The 12,688-nt window shown below is 61.0% G+C and carries 7 protein-coding genes; all 7 read left to right on the top strand.

Annotated features, from left to right (window positions below; all coding sequences use genetic code 11):
• The first annotated feature begins 58 nt into the window (after positions 1-58).
• The 7 genes from V8689_RS12420 (at position 59) to V8689_RS12390 (ending at position 12,651) form a co-directional block, all read left to right on the top strand.
• Complete coding sequence (locus V8689_RS12420) at positions 59-1,459, top strand: transglycosylase SLT domain-containing protein (protein ID WP_020301567.1); 1,401 nt, start codon at positions 59-61, stop codon at positions 1,457-1,459.
• A 219-nt stretch (positions 1,460-1,678) separates the two neighbouring features.
• A complete protein-coding gene (locus tag V8689_RS12415) occupies positions 1,679-3,508 on the top strand; it encodes an extracellular solute-binding protein (protein ID WP_056784421.1) in 1,830 nt (609 codons plus the stop codon).
• Entirely contained in the window at positions 3,505-5,337 is a 1,833-nt protein-coding gene (locus tag V8689_RS12410; protein WP_056784419.1) for an extracellular solute-binding protein, read from the top strand. The genes V8689_RS12415 and V8689_RS12410 overlap by 4 nt, the downstream gene beginning before the upstream one ends.
• Positions 5,338-6,411, top strand: coding sequence for a microcin C ABC transporter permease YejB (locus V8689_RS12405; protein WP_056784415.1), 1,074 nt, complete (start codon positions 5,338-5,340; stop codon positions 6,409-6,411).
• A gap of 1 nt (position 6,412) precedes the next feature.
• Positions 6,413-7,432 carry an ABC transporter permease gene (locus tag V8689_RS12400; protein WP_003190688.1) on the top strand — a complete coding sequence of 340 codons (1,020 nt, stop codon included), beginning with the start codon at positions 6,413-6,415 and terminating at the stop codon, positions 7,430-7,432.
• Position 7,433: 1 nt separating this feature from the next.
• Positions 7,434-9,035 (top strand): ABC transporter ATP-binding protein, encoded by a 1,602-nt coding sequence (locus V8689_RS12395; protein ID WP_056784411.1) that lies wholly within the window; start codon positions 7,434-7,436, stop codon positions 9,033-9,035.
• Positions 9,036-9,159: 124 nt separating this feature from the next.
• Positions 9,160-12,651, top strand: a complete 3,492-nt coding sequence (locus V8689_RS12390) for a hypothetical protein (RefSeq protein WP_056784407.1) — start codon at positions 9,160-9,162, stop codon at positions 12,649-12,651.
• Positions 12,652-12,688 lie beyond the last annotated feature (37 nt).

Below are 12,688 nucleotides of genomic sequence, written 5' to 3'. Positions count from 1 at the left end.
GAACCACAGCGCTTTCTAGAATCGCCCGACATTTTTGCCCGGAACTTACTTCCAGCCAATGTCGTCATCTATTCGTAAATCCATTTCTTCAGACGCATTGACCCGCCTGGCTCAAGCCGTGGCGGTGGCCGTTTCCGCAACTCTGGCGGGCTGCCAATCGACCAATTACGCTGCACAATCCACCGTGCAACCCAAACCGAATCTTGCTGCCAAGATCAAGCAAAAACCTATTTGGCTATCAGAGAAGCCTAGCCCCGAAGTGCCCCAGGACGTCTGGGAACGCATGCGTCGGGGCTTTCAATTGCAGGACGGTGTCGGCGTCAACCCTCGCATCGAGCAACAGCGCCTGTGGTTCGCCAGCAACCCCTCCTTTCTGGAGAATGCCGGCGAACGCGGCAGCCTCTACATTCATTACATCGTCGAACGCCTTGAAGAACGCAACATGCCCCTGGAGCTGGCGCTGCTGCCAGTGATTGAAAGTGCCTACAACCCCATGGCGTATTCGCGCAGCGATGCGGTCGGCTTGTGGCAGTTCATTCCCTCGACAGGGCGCTACTTCAACCTGCGCCAGACCCGCGCCTACGACGGCCGCCGCGACATCACCGCCTCCACCACCGCCGCTCTGGACTATCTGACGCGTCTGCATGACATGTTCAACGGCGACTGGCTGCTGGCCCTGGCGGCCTATAATGCCGGCGAAGGCACGGTGAGCCGGGCAATCGAGCGCAACGAAAAACTCGGCCTGCCCACCGACTACTGGAACCTGCCCCTGCCTCAGGAAACCAAGGACTACGTGCCCAAGTTCCTGGCCTTGTCCCAGGTGGTACTGGCGCCCGAAGCCTACGGCGTCAACCTGAACCCGATTGCCAACACGCCGTACTTCGAAGTGGTTGAAGTCAAGCAAAGCATGGACCTGTCACGGGTTGCCGCGCTGGCCGAGATCGACGAAGACGAACTGTTCCAGCTCAACCCGGCGTTGAAGCAACGCACCACCCTGGACGGCCCCCAGCATCTGCTGGTGCCGACCTCCAAGGCCCAACTGCTGACCAGCACCCTTTCGACGATGAAGCCGGAAGAATTGCTGAGCATGCGCCCGAAAAAGCCGGTGTTCGACGAAGTCGAGACCAAGGCCGTTGCCGGGCGCACCCGCAGCTACAAGGTACGCAGTGGCGACAACCTCACGCTTATTGCCAAGGCCAACAAGGTCGATGTGCATGACCTGCAGCGCTGGAACAAGCTCAACGGCCAGGCGCTCAAGGTCGGCCAGACCCTGGTGATGCAGGACACGCGCAAAGTTGCGGCGAAAAAACCGGTGCAGTACAAGGTCAAGAAAGGTGACTCGCTGTACATGGTGGCCAAGCGCTTTAACGTCGAGATGCAACACCTCAAGCGTTGGAACCCGCGTACCGGCCAGGCATTGAAGCCAGGCCAGATGCTGGTGGTTTCCGGGCCAAGATAATCAATGTAGGAGCTGGCTTGCCTGCGATGCAGACACCTCGGTGTGTGTCCCAGGCACCGAGTCGATGCTATCGCAGGCAAGCCAGCTCCCACATTTGACCTTCACACCGTCCAATAGCTCGCAGTCCGCAAATGGCCCTCCCGACAGCCTTTTTCCAACCGGAACAAGCTGTTACTGTACCGATCATAAAGCCCAAGCCGCCCGGATCGGATCTCTGACTTGAAGCGTCCCCTCCTTCTACTAATAAGCCTGGCCTTGAGCTTTGCGGCGAACGCGACGATCACCGAGAGCCACGGTTATGCGCAGTTCGGCACACTCAAGTACCCAGCCAAATTCACCCATTACGATTGGGTAAACCCTGCAGCGCCCAAAGGCGGGACATTGCGGGTGATGGCATTTGGCACGTTCGATACGCTCAACCCCTATACTTTCAAGGGTTCAAGCCCGGTTTCCACTGCCAATTTCCTGCAGTACGGCGTCAACGAGCTCAATGAACCCTTGATGGTGGGCACCGGGCAATACGCGCCGTCCGGCGATGAACCCACCTCCAGTTATGGCCTTATTGCCCAATCGGTGGAATACAGCGAGGACCGCAGTTGGGTGGTGTTCAACCTGCGCCCCCAAGCGCGCTTTCACGACGGCAAGCCGATCACCGCCGATGACGTAGCGTTTTCCTATCGCACCCTGTTGACCGAAGGCCACCCGCAGTACCGCACCAATCTGCAGGAAGTGGCCCGGGTCGACATCCTCAACCCTCACCGTATCCGCTTTGTGTTCAAGCGCGCCGGCAACCCCTTGCTGATCCTGCGCCTGGGCGAGTTGCCGGTGCTGCCCCAGCACTATTGGAAAAACCGGGACTTCAAGGCCACCACCTTCGAGCCACCCCTGGGCAGTGGGCCTTACCGCATCACCAAGGTGGCGCCTGGGCGGCAACTGGTGTTTGAACGGGTCAAGGATTACTGGGGCAAAGACCTGCCGGTCAACCAGGGTTTCTATAACTACGACAAGGTCGAAGTGGAGTTCTATCGCGACAGCGACGTGGCCTTTGAAGCCTTCAAGGCCGGTGAATTCGACATTTATATCGAGCATCAGGCCAAGAACTGGGCCACCGGCTACACCTTCCCGGCGGTCAACCGCGGCGATGTGATCAAGGCGCAGATCGCCCATCAGATCCCCACCCAGAGCCAAGGCCTGTTCATGAATACCCGGCGGCCGGCGTTCAGCCAGGCCAAGGTGCGTGAAGCCCTGGGGTTGATGTTTGATTTTGAATGGACCAACCGCACGCTGTTCAGCAGCGCCTACAAGCGTTCGGTGAGCTATTACCCCAACAGTGAATTCTCGGCCACCGGCCTGCCCGTGGGCCATGAGTGGTTGATGCTCTCGCCCTACCGCGAGCAACTGCCGGCCGCGCTGTTTACCCAGCCGTTCAGCCTGCCGCACACCGACGGCCGCGGCATCCCTCGCGAAACCCTGCGCCAGGCCCTGGCCCTGCTCGGCGAGGCCGGCTGGAAACTGTCGGGGCAGCGCCTGCTCGATAAAAACGGGCAACCGCTGCGCCTGGAAATCCTGCTGGTCAACCCGAACCTCGAGCGCATCCTGCAACCTTATGTCGAAAATCTGACCCGCATCGGCATCGACGCCCGCTTGCGCACCGTTGACCGCGCACAGTACAAACAGCGCCTCGATCAATTCGATTTCGACATGATTCTGATGACCCTCAACCAGACCTTGAGCCCCGGCCTTGAACAGTGGCAGTACTTCCACTCCAGCCAGGCGGCAATCAAGGGCAGCAAGAATTACGCCGGTATCGCCAACCCGGTGGTCGACCACCTGCTGGACCAACTGCTGGCGGCGCAGACCCGCGAAGAACAACTGGCCGCCGGCCGCGCCCTGGACCGGGTGCTGCTGTGGCAGCACTACAGCATTCCCAACTGGTACCTCAACTATCATCGCCTGGCGTACCGCAACCGGTTCGCCTTCGTCACCACGCCGCCCTATAGCCTGGGCCTGAGCGCGTGGTGGCTGAAAGCTTCGGAGAAAGCCCAATGATGTCCTTGCGTACTACCCTGCTCGCCAGCCTGTTGCTGTGCACCGCGGCCCAAGCCGCGCCACAACATGCGCTGACCCTCTACAACGAGCCCCCCAAGTACCCCGCCGACTTCAAGCATTTTGACTACGTAAACCCCGACGCCCCCAAGGGTGGCACCTTCCGCGAATCGGCCATGGGCGGCTTCGACAGCCTCAACCCCTATATCAGCAAGGGCGTGCCGGCAGACAACCTGCCGCTGATCTACGACACCCTGGCCATGCAGAGCCTGGACGAACCCATCACCGAATACGGCCTGGTGGCCGGCAAGATCGAAAAGGCCCCGGACAACAGCTGGGTGCGCTTCTACCTGCGCCCCGAAGCGCGCTTCCATGACGGCCACCCGATCCGCGCCGAAGACGTGGTGTTCACCTTCCAGACTCTGATCAAGGAAGGCAACCCGCTGTACCGCAACTACTACGCCGACGTCGATGAAGTAGTGGCCGAAGACCCGCTGCGCGTGCTGTTCAAGTTCAAGCGCACCAACAACCGCGAGTTGCCGTTGATCCTGGGGCAATTGCCAGTGCTGCCCAAGCATTGGTGGGCAACCCGGGATTTTTCCAAGGGCAACCTGGAAATTCCCCTGGGCAGCGGGCCTTACCAGGTGGCCGAGCTCAAGCCGGGCCGTATGATTCGCTACGAGCGGGTCAAGGATTACTGGGCCAAGGACCTGCCGGTCAATAAGGGCTTCTACAACTTCGATACCCGTATCACCGATTACTACCGCGACAGCACCGTCTCCCTGGAAGCCTTGAAGGCCGGGCAGTTCGACTATTGGCTGGAGTTCAGCGCCAAGAACTGGGCCAATGCCTACAACATTCCAGCGGTGAAAGAAGGCCGCTTGATCAAGGAAGAAATCCCCAACGGCAACCCCACCGGCATGCAGGGTTTTGTATTCAACATGCGCAAGCCGATGTTTCAGGACGTGCGGGTGCGCAAAGCCATCAGCCTGTTGCTGGATTTCGAATGGAGCAACAAGCAGTTGTTCAACGGTGCCTACACCCGCACCCGCAGCTATTTCGAAAACTCGGAAATGGCCGCCACCGGCTTACCCGGCCCGGATGAACTGGCGATCCTTGAGCCGCTGCGCGACAAGATCCCTGGCGAAGTCTTCACCCAGGCCTTCGAACCGTCCCATACCGACGGCAGCGGCATGATCCGCACCCAACAGCGCGAGGCCTACCAACTGCTGCAAGAGGCAGGCTGGAAGATTGTCGACGACAAAATGGTCGACAGCACCGGCAAGCCCGTGACCATCGAGTTCATGCTGGCCCAGACCGAGTTCGAGCGCATCCTGCTGCCGTTCAAGCGCAACCTGGCAGACCTGGGCATCGACCTGGTGATTCGTCGCGTGGACGTCTCGCAGTTCGTCAACCGCCTGCGCTCGCGCGACTTCGACATGCTGGTGGGCAGCTTCCCGCAATCCACCTCGCCGGGTAACGAGCAGCGCGAGTTCTGGAAATCCTCCAGCGCCGACAAGCCCGGCAGCCGCAATTACATGGGCCTCAAAGACCCCGCCGTCGACCAGTTGGTGGAAGAGTTGATCGACGCCGGCTCGCGCCAGAGCCTGATCGCCCACGCCAGGGCGCTGGATCGTGTGCTGCAGTTTGGTTACTACGTGATCCCCAACTGGCACATCAAGACCTTCCGTGTTGCGTACTGGGACCACCTGGGCCACCCCAAGGTCTCGCCACGCTACGACGTCGGCACCGCAACCTGGTGGAGCAAACCCGACGTCACACCTGCCGTCCCCCTGGACACACGCGCCGATGCGGCGAGCGGAGGCGATTGAATGCTGGCCTATATTGTTCGTCGCCTGTTGCTGATCATCCCCACGCTGTTCGGGATCTTGCTGATCAACTTCGTCATCATCCAGGCCGCGCCCGGCGGCCCGGTGGAGCAGATGATCGCCAAGCTCGAAGGCTTCGACGGCGCCACCAGCCGCATTGCTGGCGGCGGGGCCGAAGTCGCGGTAGCCGGCTCCAGCTACCGCGGCGCCCAGGGCCTGGACCCGGCGCTGATCAAGGAAATCGAAAAGATGTACGGCTTCGACAAGTCGGCGCCGGAACGCTTGTGGATCATGGTCAAGAACTACGCCCAGCTCGACTTCGGTGACAGCTTTTTCCGCGACGCCAAGGTCATCGACCTGATCAAGGAGAAGATGCCGGTGTCCATTTCCCTGGGGTTATGGAGCACCCTGATCATGTACCTGGTGTCCATCCCCCTGGGGATCGCCAAGGCCACGCGCCACGGCAGCCATTTCGATGTGTGGACCAGCTCGGCGATCATCGTCGGCTATGCGATACCGGCGTTCCTGTTTGCGATTCTGCTGATCGTGGTGTTTGCCGGTGGCAGTTATTTCGACTGGTTCCCCTTGCGCGGGCTCACGTCCAACAACTTCGACGAGTTGAGCTGGGGCGGCAAGATCCTCGATTACTTCTGGCACCTGGCGCTGCCCGTCACCGCCCTGGTGATCGGCAACTTCGCGACCATGACCCTGCTGACCAAGAACAGCTTTCTCGACGAGATCAACAAGCAGTACGTGGTCACCGCCAAGGCCAAGGGCCTGACCAACAGGCGCGTGCTGTATGGCCATGTATTCCGCAACGCCATGCTGCTGGTGATCGCCGGTTTCCCTTCGGCCTTCATTGGCATCTTCTTTACCGGGTCGTTGCTGGTGGAGGTGATCTTCTCCCTCGACGGCCTGGGCCTGATGAGCTTTGAAGCGGCGATCAACCGTGACTACCCGGTGGTGTTCGGCACGCTGTTTATCTTCACCCTGCTGGGGCTGATCGTGAAACTGATCGGCGACCTCACTTACACCCTGGTCGATCCGCGTATCGACTTTGCCAGCCGGGAGCATTGAGATGAACCTGTCCCCCCTCAATCGTCGCCGGTTCGAGCGGTTCAAGGCCAACAAGCGTGGCTGGTGGTCGCTGTGGCTGTTCCTGGTGCTGTTCGTGCTGAGCCTGGGCGCCGAGTTGATCGCCAACGACAAGCCCCTTGCTGTGCACTTCGACGGCGGCTGGTACTTCCCGGCGCTCAAGCGCTACCCGGAGACCACCTTCGGCGGTGAATTCCCGCTGGAAGCCAACTACAAGAGCCCATACATCCAGGAGCTGCTCAAGGCCAAGGACGCCTGGACCTTGTGGGCGCCGATTCCGTTCAGCTACCAGAGCATCAATTACGACCTGAAAGTGCCGGCCCCGGCGCCACCGTCCTCGGTCAACCTGCTGGGCACCGATGACCAGGGCCGCGATGTGCTCGCGCGAGTGATCTACGGCTTTCGCGTGTCGGTGCTCTTCGCCCTGACCCTGACCATCCTCAGCTCGATCATCGGCGTGATTGCCGGCGCCTTGCAGGGCTTTTATGGCGGTTGGGTCGACCTGGCCGGGCAACGCTTCCTGGAGATCTGGTCCGGCTTGCCGGTGCTCTACCTGCTGATCATCCTGGCCAGCTTTGTGCAACCCAACTTCTGGTGGTTGCTGGGAATCATGTTGCTGTTTTCCTGGATGAGCCTGGTGGATGTGGTGCGCGCCGAGTTCCTGCGCGGGCGCAACCTGGAGTACGTGCGCGCGGCGCGGGCGTTGGGCATGCAGAACGGCGCGATCATGTTTCGCCACATCCTGCCTAACGCGATGGTTTCGACCATGACCTTCCTGCCCTTCATCCTCACCGGCGCCATTGGCACCCTCACCGCCCTGGACTTTCTCGGCTTCGGGCTGCCGGCAGGTTCGCCGTCGCTGGGTGAGCTGGTGGCCCAGGGCAAATCCAACCTGCAAGCGCCGTGGTTGGGTATGAGTGCCTTTGCGGTGCTGGCGATCATGTTGAGCTTGTTGGTGTTTATCGGCGAGTCCGCTCGCGATGCGTTCGACCCGAGGAAATGAGATGAATCCGGACAATCTGATCGAAATCCGCGACCTCAGTGTCGAGTTCGTCACCGGCGAGCATCATCACCGTGTGGTCAACCACGTCAGTTTCGACATCAAGCGCGGCGAAACCCTGGCGCTGGTGGGCGAAAGCGGTTCAGGCAAATCGGTCATCGCCCATTCGATCCTGCGCCTGCTGCCCTACCCGTTGGCCAGGCATCCGTCTGGCACCATCGAGTATTCAGGGCAAGACCTGCTGACGCTTAAAGAGAAGACCCTGCGGCATATACGCGGCAATCGTATTGCGATGATCTTCCAGGAGCCGATGACCTCGTTGAACCCGCTGCACTCCATTGAAAAACAGATCAACGAAGTGCTCGGGCTGCACAAGGGTCTGACCGGCAAGGTCGCCACCCAGCGCACGTTGGAGTTGCTGGAGCTGGTGGGCATCCCCGAGCCACACAAACGCCTCAAGGCGTTGCCCCACGAGCTGTCCGGCGGCCAGCGCCAGCGGGTAATGATCGCCATGGCCTTGGCCAACGAGCCGGAGTTGTTGATCGCCGACGAGCCGACCACCGCCCTCGACGTCACCGTGCAGTTGAAGATTCTGGAATTGCTCAAGGAGTTGCAGGCGCGGCTGGGCATGGCGCTGTTGCTGATCAGCCACGACCTCAACCTGGTACGGCGTATCGCTCACCGCGTTTGCGTGATGCAGCAAGGTTGCATCGTGGAACAGGCCGATTGCGAGACGCTGTTTCAGTCGCCCCAGCATCCCTACACCCAGGAACTGCTCGCGGCAGAGCCCAGTGGCGGTCCGGCCAATAATGAGGTCGGCCCACCGCTACTGGAGGTGGACGACCTGAAAGTCTGGTTTCCGATCAAAAAAGGCTTTTTGCGCAACACCGTGGATTACGTCAAGGCCGTGGACGGCATCAACTTCAGCCTGCCCCAGGGGCAAACCCTGGGCATCGTGGGTGAAAGTGGCTCGGGCAAATCCACCCTGGGCCTGGCAATTTTGCGCCTGATCGGCAGCCAGGGCGGGATTCGCTTCGAAGGCCAGCAACTGGACCGCCTCAGCCAACAGCAGGTGCGCCCGTTGCGCCGGGAAATGCAGGTGGTGTTCCAGGACCCGTTCGGCAGCCTGAGCCCGCGCATGTGCGTCAGCGAGATCGTTGGCGAAGGCCTGCGCATCCACAAGATGGGCACGCCCGCCGAACAGGAAGCCGCGATTATCGCGGCGCTCAAGGAGGTGGGCCTGGACCCCGAATCCCGGCATCGCTACCCCCATGAATTCTCCGGCGGCCAGCGCCAACGCATCGCCATTGCCCGAGCGCTGGTGCTCAAGCCGCGCCTGATCCTGTTGGACGAACCCACCTCGGCCCTGGACCGCACCGTACAACGCCAGGTGGTAGAGTTGCTGCGCGGCTTGCAGGCCAAGTACAACCTGACCTACCTGTTTATCAGCCATGACCTGGCGGTGGTGAAGGCGCTGAGTCACCAATTGATGGTGGTCAAGCAAGGCCAGGTGGTGGAGCAAGGCGATGCCCGGGCGATTTTTGCCGACCCGCAGCATGCCTATACCCGGCAGTTGCTCAAGGCAGCCTTTCTCGTACCTGCCTGACGAAAGGCCAGCCCCTCGCGACGCTGGCTGATATAAGCCACGGCTTTGCAGGAACCCCCTGCTACGAAGGTGCGGGCCGCCACTGTCAACATCCGGGTTTGCCCTCAAGACCGGAACCGTGCTCATGGAAGACCTTCGCCCCCTCGCCCTGACCTGGGATACCTTGCCCAGCGATACCGCCCTGCCGGTCACGCTCACCCCCACGAGCACCTTTGTAAGTGAACGCCAAGCCTTGCTCACGAAGGGTGACCGCACCCTGATCGACCAACTGACCGTCCTGCTTTGCGTCCCGGCGAGCGAGGCCCTGGCAGCCCCCACACACCCCCTACCGATTGCCGCAGGGTCATTGCTCGGTCAATGGAGCGCAGCCTTCGGCAAAGCCGTCAACGCCAAAGGATTCAGGCGCTGGGTCGACGCCCAAGGCATTGACCCCAAGAGCGTGCGGGTCCACAACAGCACCCTGAGCGCTACCGTGGGCAACCAGCCAAAAATCTTCACGCTGGCCGACGCGTCCGGATGGTGGGCCCACGCCAACCCGATTATTTTTATCAGTCAGCTAATCGACCCGACGGCGTTGGGCATGCCGCTGATCGACCCGCAGCCGCAGGCGAGCCCCCTCACATGGCCGTTAAACCTGGCACTGGCGTTCCATGGTTTGCCGATGCCTGCCAATCACCTGCAGGCCCAGACGATTGTCGAAGAACTAAAAACCTTGGGCCGTTTCCCAGGCTTTGACGATAATGGGCGCAGCAAATCGATGATCTACACAGAATTGACCGAACAGGCCAAGGACCGCCAGCAACTGGCCGAAGCGCTGGCCCGGATGGCCCTGGACGGCGAGGCCTATTCGCCCCTGGACATTTATCGCACACGCCTGCAACTGACGTCCGATTCGCGACTGGCCAGGACCTTGAAACAGGCAGGGAGCCTGCTGCAGGCGATCGTGGATGAAAACGATCTGGGCGTAACGACGCAAACAACGACCCGCGTGTACTTCGACTTCCAGCTTCAACAACTGGCGCTGCCCCTGATCGACAGTACGCTTGAGTGGAACTTCCTCGTCCCGGCCAATCGCGATGCGCGCTGGGACACGTTGGTATCGCTCGGCAAGCAATTGGGCCTCGATCTTTACCTGAACCATAGCCTCAGCTTGGCAGCGGCATTGCAAGCCTACGCCATCGAACGGCCCTGGAGCTTATCGGCCATCAACGCCCTGGTCGGGCGCCTGCGCCAGGTGCCCACACCGACGGTACCGGTGGTACTCAATGCCAGGCGCTCCTTTGCCGAGCTGTACCGTCACCAACACTTTGTCGGTGTGTTGAACGACCGTCATACGTTGCACACCGCATTGGCGAAGGTCATCGACGATGACGCGCTACTAAAGCCCGACGGTCTTGATGGGGTGATCAGCGCCGATCCGGACGCCCTTGCGGCCACCGTGAAAAAAGCCTATGGGCAATTGACTGTCCTGACTGATGACTCGGCCTTCCTGGCCTTGCGCGTACGCGAGCGCATCGACTCCTCCAGCCCCGTGGTACTGAGCGCCACCGGTAGCCTCTGCGCCGATGACCTGGACGGCAAGCGGGTATCGCTGACCGATGCCGTCCTGGAACAACCCAGGCTAGCGACGCTCTTACGCCAACTTCAGGACGTGGCAGCCAAAACCGGTGGCTATCTGCGCACAGATAACACAGTGACCCTCGCCCAGGCGCTGAAGCTTTACCACTTCAGTTTGCCCCGCACACGGGAAGAAGCGCGCGCTACGTTGCAGCGCCTGGAAGTCATCCAGCCGCTGTCAGTGAGCGATCGTGCCTGGTGGCGGGCGCTCAAACCGTCGACCGGCTGGCAGCCGACGGCGTGGCAACTGTCGACGTCGGAACGCCAGCAAGTCTTGACCATCAGCAACGCCTTCCTGGCCGACAAGGAGGGTCTGCTGTTTGAAGTGCTTGGCGGGGCCGACCTGGCCGGTAAGCCCATAGCCGACGTGCACGCAGAAGCAGACTTTCTCCTGATGCGCATGCTGGCGTCCCCTTTGGCGCAACAACTGGGTGAACGCCTGTCAAACGCCGTGCACTGGCACGGCGGGCATGCCGGTGAACGCACCGAGAGCGGCAGCCGCAACGCGCTGATCCTGGCGGCGCTGATTTTGAGTCTCGACCCCGAGCCGCACGTGCATCCCACCCGTATCAACGGCATCGACTGGCAGGGTGATTACTACTGGGGCGAGTCCGCCTCGTTCACTCGCCGCCAGATCGAAGCCAGCTTGTATGGGCTCAGCGCACCGGTCGCAGCCCTGGCCGCCCACCTGCTGCTCTGCGGGAAAAGCCCACACTTGCTGGTTCGCGACATCCCCGAATCGACCCCTTGCCAAAGCTCTCAGGCCTGGGTGCTGTTCCGCCAGTACGTGAGTTATATGGAAAAGGTCGTGCAAGGCTCGTCTCGTCAGTTGAGCTATCAGCAGATCATGAGCCTGGCCTACCTGCCCCCCGAAGGAACCTGGAAAAACTTCCTGGACAGCCACGAAGCGGCCGGCCCTATCCTGGACTGGGCCGAGGCCAATGGCGTGCTGGGTGCCCAGGCGCGCACCGGCTCCCAGGCGTTGAACACGGCGCGCCAAGCGCTCAACTTTCAACGTGCGCGCCTGGCGTCCACTCTGCGGACATTTGCCCAGCCCATCGTAACGTTGCGCCAGACCGCTCTGGAGGATCTGCGCGAGGTCTATCCCGACAACTCCCTGCTCGAAACACCCCTGTTGATGTGGCTGCCGGAAAGCTCGCCGTTTTCCGAAGACGGTCGCTTCGAGAATGTACATACCGGCCCCAAGTATTCGTTCGTCGACCTGCACATGGCTGGCAGCCTGGACGCCACCTCAAACCGCTGGCACTCCTCGAATCCGGCGATCAAATACCGGGAAATGGCCAAGCGTTTTCATTTGCTGGGGCAGATCAACAGCGTTTTTGCCACCGCCTTTGACAAGAAGCTCCAGCAGGTGAAGGCCGCCTATGGAGAGTCCATTCGCTATTGGCTGTCACACCTGACCTTACCGCGGCGTGAAGCCCTGGAATACGGCAATGTGCAGTTTTTCAGCGTGAGTCGGCGGGGGCCGCGCGCCTCTACTGAGGTGGGCCGATTGGCGGTGCTGGTGTATGTCACGTATTTCACTGACCAGCACTTCTATGAGTTCTTTCCCAAGCAGGTGCTGATTCGCCCACGACGCGACCTGAACTACACCCAGGTCATGCAGGCCGTCGACACTGCCGCTCACCAAGCCTGGATGCGCTTCGACTGGGCGGCGTATGCACGGGGAACGCCGCCGGCCAAAGTCGCCGTGACGGCTGTTGACACCCGCTTGGTGCTCAACAAGCTCGACCATGAGCTGCCCAGCGCGGACGACATTCCCGCACCAGACAGCCTGGGCCGGCGCGTCCCCAGCACCTTGGATTCACCACGCAGCTACGCACTCACGCAGGTTATTGTCGAACAGCACCTGCTGCACGACAGCTTGGCTTTGAGCCAGCAAGCCAAGTTGCCGATTAGCCTGCAGGCAGCCGCCAGCGGCAGTGACCCCTGGGCCGACTACCTGCGCGGCCTGGCCCTCGAACATCCTGAGGCTTGAACAATCGCGTTTTTTATATAAGGCTGCAGGCCTGCTC

This window comes from Pseudomonas sp. AK181 (assembly GCF_051122975.1).
Taxonomy (GTDB): domain Bacteria; phylum Pseudomonadota; class Gammaproteobacteria; order Pseudomonadales; family Pseudomonadaceae; genus Aquipseudomonas; species Aquipseudomonas lactis.
The sequence above is the reverse complement of the archived record's forward strand: the minus strand, read 5'-3'. Positions and strand labels throughout refer to the sequence as shown.

Bases quoted from the DNA above. Each gene is read 5' to 3' on its own strand.
- V8689_RS12420 (WP_020301567.1), top strand. From the start codon at position 59: ATGTCGTCATCTATTCGTAAATCCATTTCTTCAGACGCATTGACCCGC.
- V8689_RS12410 (WP_056784419.1), top strand. From the start codon at position 3,505: ATGATGTCCTTGCGTACTACCCTGCTCGCCAGCCTGTTGCTGTGCACC.
- V8689_RS12405 (WP_056784415.1), top strand. From the start codon at position 5,338: ATGCTGGCCTATATTGTTCGTCGCCTGTTGCTGATCATCCCCACGCTG.
- V8689_RS12400 (WP_003190688.1), top strand. From the start codon at position 6,413: ATGAACCTGTCCCCCCTCAATCGTCGCCGGTTCGAGCGGTTCAAGGCC.
- V8689_RS12395 (WP_056784411.1), top strand. From the start codon at position 7,434: ATGAATCCGGACAATCTGATCGAAATCCGCGACCTCAGTGTCGAGTTC.
- V8689_RS12390 (WP_056784407.1), top strand. From the start codon at position 9,160: ATGGAAGACCTTCGCCCCCTCGCCCTGACCTGGGATACCTTGCCCAGC.